Source organism: Streptomyces sp. NPDC018693 (assembly GCF_044391385.1).
Classification (GTDB): Bacteria; Actinomycetota; Actinomycetes; order Streptomycetales; family Streptomycetaceae; genus Streptomyces.
The window spans coordinates 38,656-53,258 of sequence record NZ_JBIRZZ010000012.1 but is presented as its reverse complement, the minus strand read 5'-3'; the positions used below and the strand labels follow the sequence as shown (position 1 = coordinate 53,258).

Annotated in this window: 15 protein-coding genes; 7 read left to right on the top strand and 8 right to left on the bottom strand. The window is 72.2% G+C overall.

Going from position 1 to position 14,603, the window contains the following annotated elements:
- Positions 1–42 precede the first annotated feature (42 nt).
- Complete coding sequence (locus ACH5AC_RS27655; RefSeq protein WP_398864887.1) at positions 43–687, bottom strand: TetR family transcriptional regulator; 645 nt, start codon at positions 685–687, stop codon at positions 43–45.
- Between the two features lie 172 nt (positions 688–859).
- On the opposite strand from ACH5AC_RS27655, the gene ACH5AC_RS27650 reads away from it, so the two are divergent.
- Complete coding sequence (locus ACH5AC_RS27650; protein WP_398864886.1) at positions 860–2,086, top strand: acyl-CoA dehydrogenase family protein; 1,227 nt, start codon at positions 860–862, stop codon at positions 2,084–2,086.
- Positions 2,087–2,177: 91 nt separating this feature from the next.
- Here ACH5AC_RS27650 and ACH5AC_RS27645 read toward each other — a convergent pair whose 3' ends face one another.
- The 5 genes from ACH5AC_RS27645 to ACH5AC_RS27625 form a co-directional block, all read right to left on the bottom strand.
- Entirely contained in the window at positions 2,178–2,408 is a 231-nt protein-coding gene (locus tag ACH5AC_RS27645; protein WP_398864885.1) for a DUF6213 family protein, read from the bottom strand.
- A gap of 26 nt (positions 2,409–2,434) precedes the next feature.
- The gene (locus ACH5AC_RS27640; protein ID WP_398864884.1) at positions 2,435–3,829 is read right to left on the bottom strand and encodes an NADP-dependent succinic semialdehyde dehydrogenase; all 1,395 of its coding nucleotides are present in this window, start codon (positions 3,827–3,829) and stop codon (positions 2,435–2,437) included.
- Between the two features lie 74 nt (positions 3,830–3,903).
- Entirely contained in the window at positions 3,904–4,371 is a 468-nt protein-coding gene (locus tag ACH5AC_RS27635; protein WP_398864883.1) for an NUDIX domain-containing protein, read from the bottom strand.
- On the bottom strand, positions 4,368–5,906 hold the full coding sequence (locus ACH5AC_RS27630) for an ATP-dependent DNA ligase (protein ID WP_398864882.1): 1,539 nt from the start codon (positions 5,904–5,906) through the stop codon (positions 4,368–4,370). Before ACH5AC_RS27630 ends, ACH5AC_RS27635 begins: the two co-directional genes overlap by 4 nt.
- A gap of 29 nt (positions 5,907–5,935) precedes the next feature.
- Complete coding sequence (locus ACH5AC_RS27625; protein WP_398864881.1) at positions 5,936–6,880, bottom strand: NAD(P)/FAD-dependent oxidoreductase; 945 nt, start codon at positions 6,878–6,880, stop codon at positions 5,936–5,938.
- 65 nt (positions 6,881–6,945) lie between these two features.
- Here ACH5AC_RS27625 and ACH5AC_RS27620 point away from each other — a divergent pair, with 65 nt between their 5' ends.
- The 6 genes from ACH5AC_RS27620 to ACH5AC_RS27595 all read left to right on the top strand — a co-directional run bounded on the left by ACH5AC_RS27620 (position 6,946) and on the right by ACH5AC_RS27595 (position 12,173).
- Positions 6,946–7,518, top strand: a complete 573-nt coding sequence (locus ACH5AC_RS27620) for a helix-turn-helix domain-containing protein (protein ID WP_398864880.1) — start codon at positions 6,946–6,948, stop codon at positions 7,516–7,518.
- Between the two features lie 118 nt (positions 7,519–7,636).
- Positions 7,637–8,602: an NADPH:quinone oxidoreductase family protein gene (locus ACH5AC_RS27615; protein WP_398864879.1), complete on the top strand. Its 966-nt coding sequence runs from the start codon at positions 7,637–7,639 to the stop codon at positions 8,600–8,602.
- The gene (locus ACH5AC_RS27610) at positions 8,599–9,780 is read left to right on the top strand and encodes an acyl-CoA dehydrogenase family protein (protein WP_398864878.1); all 1,182 of its coding nucleotides are present in this window, start codon (positions 8,599–8,601) and stop codon (positions 9,778–9,780) included. Before ACH5AC_RS27615 ends, ACH5AC_RS27610 begins: the two co-directional genes overlap by 4 nt.
- Entirely contained in the window at positions 9,777–10,859 is a 1,083-nt protein-coding gene (locus tag ACH5AC_RS27605; RefSeq protein WP_398864877.1) for an acyl-CoA dehydrogenase family protein, read from the top strand. Before ACH5AC_RS27610 ends, ACH5AC_RS27605 begins: the two co-directional genes overlap by 4 nt.
- Before the next feature lie 145 nt (positions 10,860–11,004).
- Positions 11,005–11,862, top strand: a complete 858-nt coding sequence (locus ACH5AC_RS27600) for a phosphatidylinositol-specific phospholipase C/glycerophosphodiester phosphodiesterase family protein (RefSeq protein WP_398864876.1) — start codon at positions 11,005–11,007, stop codon at positions 11,860–11,862.
- Between the two features lie 116 nt (positions 11,863–11,978).
- The gene (locus tag ACH5AC_RS27595; protein WP_398864875.1) at positions 11,979–12,173 is read left to right on the top strand and encodes a hypothetical protein; all 195 of its coding nucleotides are present in this window, start codon (positions 11,979–11,981) and stop codon (positions 12,171–12,173) included.
- 57 nt (positions 12,174–12,230) lie between these two features.
- Here the strand turns inward: ACH5AC_RS27595 and ACH5AC_RS27590 are convergent, their stop codons facing one another.
- Both ACH5AC_RS27590 and ACH5AC_RS27585 read right to left on the bottom strand, forming a co-directional pair.
- Entirely contained in the window at positions 12,231–12,362 is a 132-nt protein-coding gene (locus ACH5AC_RS27590; protein ID WP_398864874.1) for a hypothetical protein, read from the bottom strand.
- A gap of 53 nt (positions 12,363–12,415) precedes the next feature.
- Positions 12,416–14,572 carry a nitrate- and nitrite sensing domain-containing protein gene (locus tag ACH5AC_RS27585; RefSeq protein ID WP_398864873.1) on the bottom strand — a complete coding sequence of 719 codons (2,157 nt, stop codon included), beginning with the start codon at positions 14,570–14,572 and terminating at the stop codon, positions 12,416–12,418.
- Between the last annotated feature and the right edge of the window lie 31 nt (positions 14,573–14,603).

The window sequence follows — 14,603 nt, the reverse complement described above, 5'->3', positions numbered from 1 at the left end:
TCCGTCGTGGCTGGTCGCGCAGTTCCCCGCGCCCCTGGGGGTTCAGAACCCTGGGCCGCCCAGTTTGTCCCCCGCTGCCGCAAGGCGCCCCCACAGCAGGTCCGCCAGGCTGCGCACCAGCTCAGCTCGGGAACAGGGGCGCTCACCCAGCCACCAGTCCCCGGCGGCATGCATCATGCCGACGATCCCGTGGCCCCACACCCGCGCGAGCTGCTGACTGCCGGGCCCGAGATCCAGCCGCTCCTCGATGACCTGGGCCAGCTCCTCGCCCATCCGCCGCAACAGCGGAGCGCTGTGCTTGCCGACGTCGAACCCCTGGTCCCCGCTCGGGGACCCCTCCGCCGGATGCATGAGGAACCGGTACACCTGGGGTCGTGCCTCGATCGCCGCGAGGTACGTGTCGAGCGTGGCCTCGACCCGCTCCCGCCGGTCGGCCGGCGCGTCGAGCGCCGCCCGCAGAGAGGCCAGCAGCGCGTCCGTGTGCCGCTTGGCCAGCGCCGCGTACAGCCCGCCCTTGTCGCCGAAGTGGCGGTAGAGGATCGGCTTGGTGATGCCCGCCTCGGCGGCGATGGCGTTCATCGACGCCTGAGGGCCGTCCCGGAGCACCACCCGGTCCGCCGCCTCCAGCAGTTCGCGCCGTCGGCGGTCGGCGGACCGCTGCTGGTCGGTCCGCTGCGTGGTGTCCATGTGCTCTCCCCACCCGTGCTGATTCGGTGACGCCTGCGCAAACTAGCACTCCACACTGCCCTGACATCGAACGGGATGCCGAGCTGTCATCAGGAGTTGACTTTTCCTACCGACCGGTAACAGACTCGAGTTACCGCTAGTAACACCGATGTGTACCGCCGCTGGAGGGGACATGGCCGAGTTCACCATGGAGCTCAACGACGAACAGAAGGAGGTCCGGGACTGGCTGCACGGTTTCGCCGCCGATGTCATCCGCCCCGCGGCCGCCGAATGGGACGAGCGTGAGGAGACTCCCTGGCCGGTCATCCAGGAGGCCGCGAAGGTCGGCATCTACTCCCTCGACTTCTACGCCCAGCAGTACTTCGACCCCACCGGCCTCGGCATCCCCATGGCGATGGAGGAGCTCTTCTGGGGCGACGCGGGCATCGCGCTCTCCATCGTCGGCACCGGCCTCGCCGCCGTGGGCGTCCTCGCCAACGGCACCGAGGAGCAGATCGGCACCTGGATCCCCCAGATGTACGGCGACGCCGGCGACGTGAAGGTGGCCGCGTTCTGCTCCTCCGAGCCCGACGCCGGCTCGGACGTGGCCTCGATGCGCACCCGGGCGGTGTACGACGAGGCCAAGGACGAGTGGGTGATCAACGGCACGAAGACCTGGGCGACCAACGGCGGCATCGCCAACGTCCATGTGGTCGTCGCCGTCGTCGACCCCGAACTGGGCTCCAAGGGCCACGCGTCCTTCATCGTCCCGCCGGACACGCCCGGCCTGTCCCAGGGCCAGAAGTTCAAGAAGCACGGCATCCGCGCCTCGCACACCGCCGAGGTGATCCTCGACAACGTCCGCGTGCCCGGTTCCTGCCTGCTCGGCGGCAAGGAGAAGCTGGACGAGCGGCTGGCCCGGGCCCGGGAGCGGGCCAAGCAGAGCGGCGAGAGGGTCAAGAACGCGGCGATGGCCACGTTCGAGGCGAGTCGGCCCGCCGTGGGAGCGATGGCGGTGGGCACGGCCCGCGCCGCCTACGAGGTCGCCCTCGACTACGCCAGGACCCGGGAGCAGTTCGGGCGGCCGATCATCGACAACCAGGGTGTCGCCTTCCAGCTGGCGGACATGCGGACGCAGATCGACGCGGCGCGGCTGCTGGTCTGGCGGGCCTCGTGGATGGCGATCAACGGCAGGCCGTTCACGGCGGCCGAGGGGTCGATGTCGAAGCTCTTCGCGAGCGAGACGGCGAAGAAGGTCACCGCCCAGGCCATCCAGATCCTGGGTGGCAACGGTTACACCCGTGAATACCCGGTGGAGCGCATGCACCGCGACGCGGCGATCTACACCATCTTCGAGGGGACCAGCGAGATCCAGCGGCTGGTGATCGCCCGGACGCTCTCCGGGATGCCCATTCGGTAGGAGGCGGTCCACGGGTGCGTGGGGGCTGGTCGCGCACACCGCGGCGGAGCCGCATATCGATACAGCCCCGCGCCCTGGGCCGGAGGCCCCTCTACGGCGCCCCACTGCTGTGCGCGATACACGCCACGTCGATCCGATCCGCGAGCTTCGCCAGCTCGATCGTCAACACGGCCACCGTGTCCTCGTCGAGATCCTCCCCGGCCTCGACAAGCCGCACCCACCTGGTCCCCACGGTCCGCAACAACCTGCTCACATCGGCGGCAGCCACCTGCAGGGAACCCCGGTCATCGACGATCAGCGGCAGAGTCACTTCGCGGTTCACAACCGCAGATCGTAGCCCCGCGAGCGTCACGCACCATGCCAAACCGTCGTGATGTTGCAGAACTCCCGGATTCCGTGCCCGGACAGCTCACGCCCGTACCCCGACCGCTTCACCCCGCCGAACGGGAACGCCGGATGCGACGCGGTCATCCCGTTGAAGTACACCCCGCCGGCCTCCAGGTCCCGTACGAACCGCTCGACCTCCGCCTCGTCCCGCGTCCACACATTGGAACTCAGCCCGAACGGCGAGTCGTTGGCGATGAGCACCGCCTCGTCGAGGTCGGCCGCGCGGTACAGGGTGGCCACCGGGCCGAACGCCTCCTCGCGGTGGATGCGCATCTCCCGGGTGATGCCCGCGAGCACCGTCGGCGGGTAGTACCAGCCGGGCAGCTCGGGCCGGCGCAGCCGGTGGCCGCCGCACAGCACCTCCGCGCCGCCGCGCCGCGCGTCGTCGACCAGTTCCTCCAGATCGTCCCGTCCGCGCTCGCTCGCCAGCGGCCCGATCTCCGTCTCCTCCTCCATCGGGTCGCCGACCCGCAGCGCTCGCATCCCGTCGACGAACCGCTCGGCGAACGCGTCGTACACGTCCGAGTGAACGATGAACCGTTTGGCGGCGATGCAGGACTGCCCGGTGTTCTGGGCGCGGGCGTTGACCGCGACCTGCGCCGCCCGGTCGAGGTCGGCGGACGGCATGACGACGAAGGGATCGCTGCCGCCCAGCTCCAGCACCGTCTTCTTGACCATCTCCCCGGCGGTGGAGGCGACCGCCCGCCCCGCGGGCTCGCTGCCGGTCAGAGTGGCGGCCTTGACGCGCTCGTCGCGCAGGATCTCGTCCACCGCCCGCGCCTCGACGAGCAGCGTCTGGAAGCAGCCCTCGGTGAAGCCCGCCCGGTGGAAGAGGTCCTCCAGGTAGAGGGCGGTCTGCGGCACGTTCGAGGCGTGCTTGAGCAGGCCCACGTTGCCCGCCATCAGCGCGGGCGCGGCGAAGCGGACGACCTGCCAGAGCGGGAAGTTCCACGGCATGATCGCGAGGACGGGGCCCAGCGGCCGGTAGCGCACCAGGACCCGGGAGGCGCCCGAGTCCTTCACCTGGTCGGTGGGCGGCTCCTCGTCGGCGAGCAGTGCCCGCGCGTGCTCGGCGTACCAGCGCATCGCCTTCGCGCACTTGGCGGCCTCCGCGCGGGCCTGCCTGATCGGCTTGCCCATCTCGGTGGTGATGGTGCGGGCGATGTCCGCCTGGTCCTCGTCGAGGAGGTCGGCGGCCCGGTTCAGCAGCCCGGCCCGCTCGGTGAACGACGTGGTCCGGTACGTGCGGAACGTGGCCTCCGCCAGCTGGAGCCGGCGCTCCAGCTCCTCCTCGTCCATGGCCTCGTACGCCTTGAGCGTCTCGCCGTTCGCCGGGTTCACCGTCGCGATGGGCATGACCGACCTCCTGAAGCTGACTGTGCTTCGACCTTCGCGCGCGGCGGGGGCTACCGCAACGCGTGGGCGGCTGCTCAGGCCGAGTGCTCCGCCAGCCGGTCGAGAAACGCGGTCTGCGCGGTGACGACCAGCTCCCGGGCGCGGTCGATGCCGTGCCAGGCGACCCGGTCCAGCTCGGGGAACTGAGCGAGGCGGCCCGAGCGCGGCGGCCACTCCATGGTGAACGTGCCGGGGACGACGGTCGCCGGGTCGAGATCCGCCTCGACGGCCCAGGCGGTGACCACCTTGCCGCCGCGCTGGCGGACCTCCCCGAGGTCGATCGGCTCCCCGTCCGGCGGTGCCACGCCCAGCTCCTCGCGGAACTCACGCCGGGCCGCTTCCCAGGGGCGCTCGCCGGGGTCGTACTCGCCCTTGGGGACGGTCCACGCCCCGGCGTCCTTCCGGGCGAAGTACGGGCCGCCCATATGGCCCAGCAACACCTCCAGCCCGTCGGCCGTGTGCCGGAACAGCAGCAGGCCGGCACTGTGCCGCGCGGATGTCATGGCCGTACCTCCGGGTGCGCGGCCAGCAGGGTCTCCACGGTGTCGGCGTCCTCCGGCCGCTTGTCCTCGCGGTAGCGGACCACGCGCGCGAAGCGGAGGGTGACGCCGGCCGGGTAGCGGGAGGAGCGCTGCAGGCCGTCGTAGGCGATCTCCACGACGAGTTCGGGGCGTACGGTCACCACCCGGCCGTCGTCCTCGACGGCGAGCTGCTGGAGGCGCTCGGTCTGCCAGGCCAGCATCGTGTCGGTCATCCCTTTGAATGTTTTTCCGAGCATGGCGTACGAGCCGTCCGCGCGCCGCGCTCCCAGGTGCAGGTTGGACAGCTTGCCGGTGCGGCGGCCGTGGCCCCACTCGGCGGCCAGGACGACCAGGTCAAGGGTGTGGACGGGTTTGACCTTCAGCCAGGAGGCGCCGCGCCGGCCCGCGCTGTAGGGGGCGTCGAGGGCCTTGAGGACCACCCCCTCGTGGCCGCGGTCCAGGGTCTCGTCCAGGAACGCCTGAGCCGACGGTACGTCCAGCGGTCCCGACACCACCGTCCGCCGGACCCGCATCGGCTCGGGCACCAGCCGCGCCAGCGCCGCGTGCCGCTCGGTGAACGGCAGGTCGAGCAGGTCGTCGCCGTCGACGGACAGCGCGTCGAAGAACACGGGGGAGACGGGGACCGCCTCGGCGGCGGTCACCACGTCCACGCGGGAGCCGACGCGCCCGGCGGTCTCCTGGAAGGAGCGGGGCCGCCCCTCGGCGTCGAAGGCGATGACCTCGCCGTCCAGGATGAACCGACGTCCCCTCAGCTCCCGTGCGGCCGCGGTCAGTTCGGGCAGGCGGTCGGTGATGTCGTCGAGGGTGCGGGTGTAGAGGCGGACGTCGTCGCCGTCGCGGTGGACCTGGACGCGGATGCCGTCCAGCTTCTCCTCCACCGCGCAGGCGCCGAGCCGGCCGACCGCCTCGGCCACCGACGAAGCGGTGTGCGCGAGCATCGGCAGCACCGGGCGGCCGACCGTGAGGCGGAAGCGGTCCACCGCCCCCGGCCCCTCGGCGAGCAGCGCCCGCGCGACCGGCTGGAGCGAACCGGCCAGCATCACCGCCCGCCGTACGTCCGCCGCAGGCACCCCCGTCGCCTGGGCGAGCCCCTCCGCCGCGAGCGCGTCCAGCGCGCCCTGCCGGACCTCGCCGGTGAGCAGGCCGAGCAGGAACCGCTGCTCGCCGGCGGTGGCCGCGCCCATCAGCTCGCCGACCAGCCGGGCCCGTGCGGCCTGGGAGCCGGTGCCGGACACCTTGCCCAGCTCGGTGAGCCGGGCGTCCACCTCCCGCACGGTCAGGGACGGCTCCCCCGCGGGGTCGACCGGGCGGCCGAGCACCTTCCAGCCGACGCCGAGGCGGCCCTGCGGGAGCCGGCCCGCCAGGTAGGGGATCACGATCGGCACGTCGTCGGCGTCCGCGTCCCGGAACAACTCGGCGAGCAGCGCGATCTTGCGGGAGCGCGCCGAGGTGGCGGCGACCTCCCGGGACACCTCGGCGAGCCGGGCCAGCAGCATGCAGCCATGGTGCAACGCCCGCGGGACGGCTACACCTGGACCGCCGCGTCCAGGTCGCTCATCAGCAGCTCGCCGTTGATCGTCGCCCCGGCCCGGTAGCCCCGGCTGGCCGCGTTGATCACCTGCTCGGAGAAGCCGCTGGCGTTGCCCGCCGCCCACAGGCCCGGCACGGTCGTCAGGCCCCGCTCGTCGATCACCGGGTAGCTGCCGAACGGGGTGTCCCGCATCTCGGCGCCGAGCTTCGCCAGCAGGTCCGTCTGCGGCACGGCCTTCGGAGCCACGAAGAGCACGTCGCGCGCGTGCGCCGAGCCTCCCCCAGAGAGCCGGACCCCGGTGAGCCGGTCGTCCTCGACCGTCAGCGCCGCGACCTCGCCCGGCACCACCTTCACGCCCGCCGCCGCGAGCCGCCGCAGATCGTCGTCGGACAGCTCCTCCTCGGCCACCGTGTGCAGGAAGAGCGTCACGTCCTTCGACCACTGGGTGACCATCAGCGCCTGGTGCACGCTCGTCGGACCGGTGGCGAGCACACCGAACGCCTGGTCGCGCACCTCCCAGCCGTGGCAGTACGGGCAGTGCAGGACGTCCCGGCCGAACCGCTCGGCGACGCCGGGCACCTCCGGCAGTTCGTCCCTCAGGCCGGTCGCGACGACCAGCCTCCGGGCGTGCATGGTCCGCCCGCTCGCCAGAGTCACCGCGAAGTCCTCGTCCCGGCGGGCGTCCACCGCCCGGTCCCGGACCAGCCGCACGCCGTAGCGCGCGATCTCCTCGCGGCCGACGGCCAGGAACTCGGCGGGCGGCATGCCGTCCCGGGAGAGGAAACCCTGCATGTGGGCGGCGGGCGCGTTGCGCGGTTCGCCCGCGTCGACGACCAGGGTGCGGCGCCGGGCCCGGCCCAGCACCAGGGCGGCGGACAGGCCCGCGGCGCCGCCGCCGATCACGATCACTTCGTAGGTCTCGCCGTATGTCTCGGTCATGCCGACACGGTCGTTCCGGGAGTGCGGGATTGACAAGCTTCTTTGCCGATTCTGCAATAGGGCTCATGACTACCGATGACGTGCTCGCCGAGGTCGGTCCGAGGCTGCGGCGGGTCCGCAAGGAGCGGGAGGTGACGCTCGCGGCGCTGTCCGAGGCGACCGGCATCTCCGTGAGCACCCTGTCCCGGCTGGAGTCCGGACTGCGCAAGCCCAGCCTGGAGCTGCTGCTGCCGATCGCCCAGGCCCATCAGGTGCCGCTGGACGAACTGGTCGGCGCCCCGCCGGTCGGGGACCCGAGGGTACGGGCCAAGCCGATCGTGCGGCACGGGCGGACGTACATCCCGCTCACCCGGCAGCCCGGCGGCCTCCAGGCGTACAAGATCCTGGTACCGCGGCAGCAGCTCGAACCCGAACCGCGCACGCACGAGGGCTATGAGTGGCTCTACGTCCTGTCCGGGCGGCTGCGGATCGTGCTCGGCGAGCACGACGTGGTGCTCACGGCCGGGGAGGCGGCCGAGTTCGACACCCGGGTGCCGCACTGGTTCGGGTCGACGGGGGAGGGGCCGGTGGAGTTCCTCAGCCTGTTCGGGCCGCAGGGGGAGCGGATGCATGTGCGGGCGCGGCCCAAGCGGTCCTGAGGTGCCGGACTGTTCAGACGCCGGACTGTTCAGACGCCGGACTGTTCCCTGATCGGCAAGCGACCGCTTAGTATGCGATCCGACCCGGTCAGACGAAGCAGTCCCGTGGAGGCCCCGCATGCAGGCATGGCAAGTGCACGAGAACGGCGAGCCGAGCGAGGTGATGCTGCTGACGGACGTCGAGCCGCCCACGCCCGGTGACGGCCAGGTCCTGCTGAAGGTGCGCGCCGCCAACATCAACTTCCCGGACGTGCTGATGTGCAGGGGCCACTACCAGGTCCGTCCGCCGCTGCCCTTCACCCCGGGCGTGGAGATCTGCGGCGAGACCGAGGACGGCCGCCGGGTGATCGCCAACCCCGCGCTGCCGTACGGCGGTTTCGCCGAGTACGCCGTCGCGGACGCCGCCGCCGTGCTGCCCGCGCCCGACGTCCTCGACGACGCGGAGGCGGCCGCGCTGCACATCGGCTACCAGACGGGCTGGTTCGGTCTGCACCGGCGTGCCGGGCTGGAAGCCGGTGAGACGCTGCTCGTCCATGCCGCCGCCGGCGGGGTCGGGAGCGCGGCCGTACAGCTGGGCAAGGCGGCCGGCGCCACCGTCATCGGGGTGGTCGGAGGCGCCGAGAAGGCGGCGGTGGCGCGGGAGCTGGGCTGTGACGTCGTCGTCGACCGGCGCGCCGAGGACGTCGTCGCCGCCGTGAAGGAGGCCACCGGCGGCCGGGGCGCCGATGTGATCTACGACCCGGTCGGGGGTGAGGCGTACGCCCAGTCCGCCAAGGTCGTCGCCTTCGAGGGGCGGATCGTGGTCGTCGGCTTCGCCAGCGGCACCATCCCCAGCCCGGGGCTCAACCACGCCCTGGTGAAGAACTACTCGATCCTCGGCCTGCACTGGGGCCTGTACAACACCAAGAACCCCAAGCTGGTCCGGCACTGCCACGAACAGCTCACCGAGCTGGCCGCGCGCGGCGCGATCAAGCCGCTGGTGAGCGAGCGGGTGCCGCTGAGCGGGGCCGCGACCGCCGTGCAGAAGGTGGCGGACGGCCTGAGCACCGGCCGGATCGCCGTCGTGGGGGAGGACGCCGCATGACCGACGCAACGGAACTCAAGCGCCGTACGGCCGAGTTGCTGGCCGAGTACCAGCCCGCGAACACCGACCGCCTGGACTTCCTGCGCGCCCGCTTCGACGCCGGACTCGCCTGGGTGCACTACCCGGAGGGCCTCGGTGGACTCGGCGCTCCCCGCTCCCTCCAGGCCGTCGTGGACGCCGAGCTGGAGGCGGCGGGCGCCCCCGACAACGACCCCCGCCGCATCGGCATCGGCCTCGGCATGGCCGCCCCGACGATCCTGCGCTACGGCACCGAGGAGCAGAAGCGGCGCTTCCTGCGGCCGCTGTGGACGGGCGAGGAGGTCTGGTGCCAGCTCTTCAGCGAGCCCGGCGCCGGCTCCGACCTGGCCGCGCTCGGCACGCGGGCCGTACGGGAGGGCGACACCTGGGTCGTCAACGGGCAGAAGGTGTGGACCTCCAGCGCCCATGTCGCCCGCTGGGCCATCCTCATCGCCCGCACCGACCCCGACGTGCCCAAGCACGCCGGTGTCACGTACTTCCTGTGCGACATGACCGACCCCGGTGTCGAGGTGCGCCCGCTGCGGCAGATCACCGGCGAGGCCGAGTTCAACGAGGTCTTCCTCACCGACGTCCGCATCCCCGACGACCGCCGCCTGGGCGAGATCGGCGACGGCTGGCGGGTCGCACAGACGACGCTGAACAACGAGCGCGTCGCGATCGGCGGCATGCGCATCCCCCGCGAGGGCGGCATGATCGGCCCCGTCTCGAAGACCTGGCGCGAACGCCCCGAACTGCGCACCCACGACCTGCACCAGCGCCTGCTGAGGCTGTGGGTCGACGCCGAGGTCGCCCGCCTCACCGGCGAACGCCTGCGCCAGCAGCTCGTCGCCGGCCAGCCCGGCCCCGAGGGCGCCGGCATGAAGCTCGCCTTCGCCCGCCTCAACCAGGAGATCAGCGGCCTGGAGGTCGAACTCCTCGGCGAGGAAGGGCTGTTGTACGACGACTGGACCATGCGCCGCCCCGAGCTGGTGGACTTCACCGGCCGTGAGGCCGGATACCGCTATCTGCGCTCCAAGGGCAACAGCATCGAGGGCGGGACCAGCGAGGTCCTGCTGAACATCGTCGCCGAGCGTGTTCTGGGCCTGCCCGCCGAGCCGCGCACCGACAAGGACGTCGCATGGAAGGACCTGGCCCGATGAGCACACAGCCCGATCTGCTGTACTCGGAGGAGGAAGAGGCGCTGCGCGCCGCCGTCCGGGATCTGCTCACCGACCACTGCGACACGGCGGGCGTGATCGCGCGCACCGAGTCGGACGCCCCGCACGACCTCGCCCTGTGGAAGTCCCTCGCCGACGGCATGGGCCTCGCCGGGCTGCTGATCCCCGAGGCGCAGGGCGGACAGGGTGCCTCGCACCGCGAAGTCGCCGTCGTGCTGGAGGAGTTGGGGCGTGCCGTCGCACCCGTGCCGTATCTGAGCAGCGCCGTGGTGGCCACCGAGGCCCTGCTGGAGTGCGAGGACGCGGAACTGCTCGGCCGACTCGCCTCCGGGCGGACCGTCGGCGTGCTGGCGGTCGGCCTGCACCTCGCCCCGGGCGCCGCCTTTCCCGTCGTACGACTGGACAGCGGCCGTCTGCAAGGGGAGCTGACCGGCGTCGCGGACGCGGTCGCGGCGGACGTCCTGCTCGTGCCGGCGCAGGACGGTGGGCTGTACGCGGTCGACGCGGAGGCGGCCACCGTCGTCCCGCAGACCTCCCTGGACCTGACCCGGCCGGTGGCGACGGTACGGCTGGACGGCGCTCCCGGCCGCCGCCTCGGCGACGCCGGACCCGCCGTACGCCGCGGCCTGCGCGCCGCGGCCGGGCTGCTCGCCTCCGAGCAACTGGGCGTCGCCGACCTGTCCTTGACCGAGACGGTGCGCTATCTGAAGGAGCGCAAGCAGTTCAACCGGCCCGTCGGCGGCTTCCAGGCGCTCAAGCACCGGCTTGCCCAGCTGTGGCTGGAGGTGGCCGGCCTCCGGGCCGCCGCCCGCAACGCGGCCGAAGCCCTGGCGACCGGCCGGGACACCGAGGTGGCGGTCGCCGTCGCCCAGGCGTACGCCGCGCCCGTCGCCGTACGCGCCGCCGAGGAGGCGGTGCAGCTGCACGGCGGGATCGGCATGACCTGGGAACACCCGGCGCACCTGTACCTCAAGCGCGCCAAGGCCGACTCGATCGCCTACGGCACGGCAGGGGCGCACCGCGAGGCGCTGGCCCATCTGGTCGACCTCCAGGCACCCTGACCTTCACCGGGCTCCTCGGCGCACCTGCGCCGAAGGAGTGAACAAGTGACGGCGGTCCGGCCAACTCCTGCCACATACACGCCGGTTGAGGCATGCCGAGTCGCATACTCCCTGTGGTCCCGTCCGGCCCACAGGGAGGATGCGCATGCCCCTCACCACCCGCCGCACAGCCCTCACCACCCTCGGCGCCGCGTTCGCCGGCGCGATCGCCCTGCCCACCGGCAGCGCGCTGGCCGCCGAACAGCGGCACCACCCCCGCCCGTTGTGGCGCGCCCACGCGCACAACGACTACGAACACCCCCGCCCCCTGTTCGACGCCCTCGACCACCGCTTCGGCAGCGTCGAGGCCGACATCTTCCTCGTCGGCGACCAACTCCTCGTCGCCCACGACCCCGAGGACCTCGACCCGGCCCGCACCCTCGAATCCCTCTACCTCGACCCGCTGGCCGCCCGCGTCAGGGCCAACGGCGGCTCGGTCTACAGGGGTTGGCGTCGCCCGCTGCACCTGCTCATCGACATCAAGACCGAGGGCTCCTCGACCTACCTCGCACTCGACCGCCGTCTGCGGCGCTACGCCCACCTGTTCACGACGTACGCACACGGCCGGGTGCGCCAGGGCCCGGTGACCGCCGTGATCTCCGGCGACCGGGCCGCGCGCGTCCCCATGGAGACCCAGACCGTCCGCCGCGCCTTCTACGACGGGCGCCTCACCGACCTCGGCGGCCCCGCTTCCGCCTCGTTCATCCCGCTCATCAGCGACAACTGGACGCGCCACTTCACCTGGCTCGGCGTCGGCGCCTTCCCCGACGCCGAGCGGCACAAGCTGCACACCGTCGTCGGGGCCGCACACGACCTCGGGCAGCGCGTGCGCTTCTGGGCCACCCCGGACCTCGCCGGCCCGGCCCGCGACGCGATCTGGGGCGCACTGCTCGCCGCCGGTGTCGACCACCTCAACACCGACGACCTGGCCGGCCTGGAGGCGTTCCTCGACGCCCACACCTGACCCGGCGGGGACAGACCACCCGATCGGCGGACAGGTCGGCCGCCCGGACCAACCCTCCGCTACGCCACACTTGCGGCCGAACGCCGCGAAAGCGGACGTAGCGGAGGAGGTTGGCGATGGTCATTTCCATCTCAGTGGTGCTCTTGCTGCTGATCCTGGCGGTGATCTTCCTGCGCAACGGCGGACTGAAGGTCTCGCACGCGCTGGTCTGTCTGCTGCTCGGTTTCCTCCTGTCCGGCACCAGCATGGCCTCGACCATCAGCAGCGGCATCACGGCGACCGCCGACCTCGTCAGCAGTCTGCGGCCCTGAGGCCCTGCTGCCTGGTCACCGGGTGGTTGCGGGCTCGTATCAGCCGCTCGCTGGGCGTCAGGAGATCTCGTCGGTCGTCTCCTCGTCGTCCTCGCCCTCGGCCTGCGACGGCGTCGTACGCTCCGGCTCGTCCGGCAGGTCCTCCGGCTCACGCTCGCCCTCGGCCTGCGAAGGGGTGGTCCAGGACATGATCGCCTCCTGGTGACGGGGACGATCCCCGGGTTCCCCGGTCGGCGCCCCCGTCACCTCCTGGGGCGCGGATGGTCGTCGGTCCACGCCTCGTACGCGCTGAACGGATCCTCCGCGCCGTCCGGCTCGGGGAGCGCCGAGACGGTGGCCAGGGCCAGGGTGTCGACGTCGGCCGAGCCGGGCGGCCGGTGGGTGACCGCGTCGGGCAGCATGACCAGCGAGGTCGTACCGGACCGCGCGCCGGACGGACGCAGCTGGACCCGGATGCCGTGCCGGTCGGCCAGCCTGCCGACCACGAACAGCCCCATGTGCTGGTAGACGTCGGTGTCCGTGGTCGGCGGCCGGTCCAGTTTGTGGTTGATCACCGCGAAGTCCTCGGGTGTCAGCCCGATGCCCTCGTCATGGATCTCGACCATGATCCGGCGGTCGGGCAGCCGGGCCGCCGTCACCTGGACCGTGGACCGGGGCGAGGAGAAGGCGGTCGCGTTCTCCAGCAGCTCGGCGAGCAGATGCACCAGGTCGGTCACCGCCTGCCCGTCGATCTCGACCTCCGGGACCCCGGAGAGCTCGATGCGCTCGTACTGCTCGACCTCGGAGGCGGCGGCCCGGATGACGTCGACGAGGGGCAGCGGCCGGTCCCACTGCCGGGCGGGCCGCTCGCCGCCGAGCACCAGCAGGTTCTCGCCGTTGCGGCGCATCCGGGTCGCGAGGTGGTCCAGGCGGAAGAGGTCCTCCAGCTGGTCCGGGTCGGCCTCGTGGTCCTCCAGATCGCCGATCAGGGCGAGCTGACGCTCGATGAGTGACTGGTTGCGCCGCGAGAGGTTGGTGAAGATCGCGTTGATGTTGCCGCGCAGCAGGTCCTGCTCGGCGGCGAGCCGGACGGCCTCGCGGTGGACCTGGTCGAAGGCGCGGGCGACCTCGCCGATCTCGTCCGTCGTGGTGATCGGGATCGGCTCCACCGGGGTGTCGGCGCGGGCGGGCCCGGCCTGCGACAGCCGGTCGATCGCGGCGGGCAGCCGTTGCTCGGCGATCTCGATGGCCGAGGCGCTCAGCCGGCGCATGCCCCGGCTCATCGACCGCGCCACCCAGGAGGCCAGCAGAAACGCGGCCAGCACGGCGACGAGCACGAGCGCGGCATTGGTGATCGCGTCCCTGCGCGCCTCGTCTGCGATGTCCCGCGCGTCGGCCAGCGCGGTCTCGGTCAGGTCGATCTGCACGCCGCGGTAGGCGTCGAAGGCGAGTGTGGAGGCGGCGAAGAAGGACTCCGGGGTGATGCCGGAGGCGGCGAGCTCGGCGGTCGGCCGGCCGCTGGAGATCTCAGTGATCATCTGCTCCAGGGCGGGCGGGGCGACGTAGGTCTCCCCTGCCGCCGCGGCCTGCTCGGCGGCCTGGGCGCTCTGCTCACGGCCGCGTCGCTCGGCGTCCGCCAGGGCGGTGCTCAGCCGGGTCATGTCCTCGGCGGTGCCCGCGCCCGCGTACTCCTGCAGGCCGACCTGTTCGAGATAGGCGTACGAGCGGAAGGAGGCGAGCTGGATCTCCAGCTCGCCCGGGGCCAGCCGGGAGCGGTCCTGCACGAGCAGGTGGGTGCCGATGGCGCGGATGAGGGACTCCGCCGCCTGCGTGAGGGAGATGGCGTAGAGGGAACGGCCGAAGCTGGCCTGGTTGTCGCTGCCGAAGCCGAGTTCGTTGGAGATCTCCATCAGCGGGTGCTGGACGAGGTGGTAGCTCTCCTCGCTCTGGACGCCCGTCATACGGTCGGTGAAGGCGTTCGCGCGGACCGCGGGGAGCTGCTGCTCACCGTTGCGCACCAGCTGGATCCGCCGCAGCAGGCCGGGAGTCGACGGCATCCGGGCCACCGCCGCGTCGAAGGCCCGCGCGTCCGCGTCGGTGACCGCGCGGGCCTCGGTGACCGTGGGGGACGTACGGTCACCCGCCAGCAGCGGGATCACCGACACGTCGCGCTCGTTGATGGCGTCGCTCGCGTACTTGTTGGCCGCCCGGACGAGTTCGGCGACGCGCACCGCGTCGTCGGCGGCCTGCCAGGTGTCGATCGACCGTTTCACGCGGATGCCGCCCAGCACGAGCGCGACGAGCACGGGGATGAGCAGTACCGCCCGCAGCTTCCTGCCGACGGGCCAGTCGCCGGTCAGGGATCCGCGTGGGCGGCTGTCCGACGGTCTGCCGGACGTGGGGGGTGGGGTATCGGACAAGTTCGTCCCATGGTCATGTGGTCACTGGAGA

Excerpts from the sequence above, each read along its gene's own strand:
- ACH5AC_RS27655 (WP_398864887.1), bottom strand. The coding sequence starts at position 687 with ATGGACACCACGCAGCGGACCGACCAGCAGCGGTCCGCCGACCGCCGA.
- ACH5AC_RS27595 (WP_398864875.1), top strand. The coding sequence starts at position 11,979 with ATGGTCATTTCCATCTCAGTGGTGCTCTTGCTGCTGATCCTGGCGGTG.
- ACH5AC_RS27590 (WP_398864874.1), bottom strand. The coding sequence starts at position 12,362 with ATGTCCTGGACCACCCCTTCGCAGGCCGAGGGCGAGCGTGAGCCGGAG.
- ACH5AC_RS27610 (WP_398864878.1), top strand. The coding sequence starts at position 8,599 with ATGACCGACGCAACGGAACTCAAGCGCCGTACGGCCGAGTTGCTGGCC.
- ACH5AC_RS27635 (WP_398864883.1), bottom strand. The coding sequence starts at position 4,371 with ATGACATCCGCGCGGCACAGTGCCGGCCTGCTGCTGTTCCGGCACACG.
- ACH5AC_RS27620 (WP_398864880.1), top strand. The coding sequence starts at position 6,946 with ATGACTACCGATGACGTGCTCGCCGAGGTCGGTCCGAGGCTGCGGCGG.
- ACH5AC_RS27615 (WP_398864879.1), top strand. The coding sequence starts at position 7,637 with ATGCAGGCATGGCAAGTGCACGAGAACGGCGAGCCGAGCGAGGTGATG.
- ACH5AC_RS27605 (WP_398864877.1), top strand. The coding sequence starts at position 9,777 with ATGAGCACACAGCCCGATCTGCTGTACTCGGAGGAGGAAGAGGCGCTG.
- ACH5AC_RS27630 (WP_398864882.1), bottom strand. The coding sequence starts at position 5,906 with ATGCTGCTGGCCCGGCTCGCCGAGGTGTCCCGGGAGGTCGCCGCCACC.
- ACH5AC_RS27625 (WP_398864881.1), bottom strand. The coding sequence starts at position 6,880 with ATGACCGAGACATACGGCGAGACCTACGAAGTGATCGTGATCGGCGGC.
- ACH5AC_RS27640 (WP_398864884.1), bottom strand. The coding sequence starts at position 3,829 with ATGCCCATCGCGACGGTGAACCCGGCGAACGGCGAGACGCTCAAGGCG.
- ACH5AC_RS27650 (WP_398864886.1), top strand. The coding sequence starts at position 860 with ATGGCCGAGTTCACCATGGAGCTCAACGACGAACAGAAGGAGGTCCGG.
- ACH5AC_RS27600 (WP_398864876.1), top strand. The coding sequence starts at position 11,005 with ATGCCCCTCACCACCCGCCGCACAGCCCTCACCACCCTCGGCGCCGCG.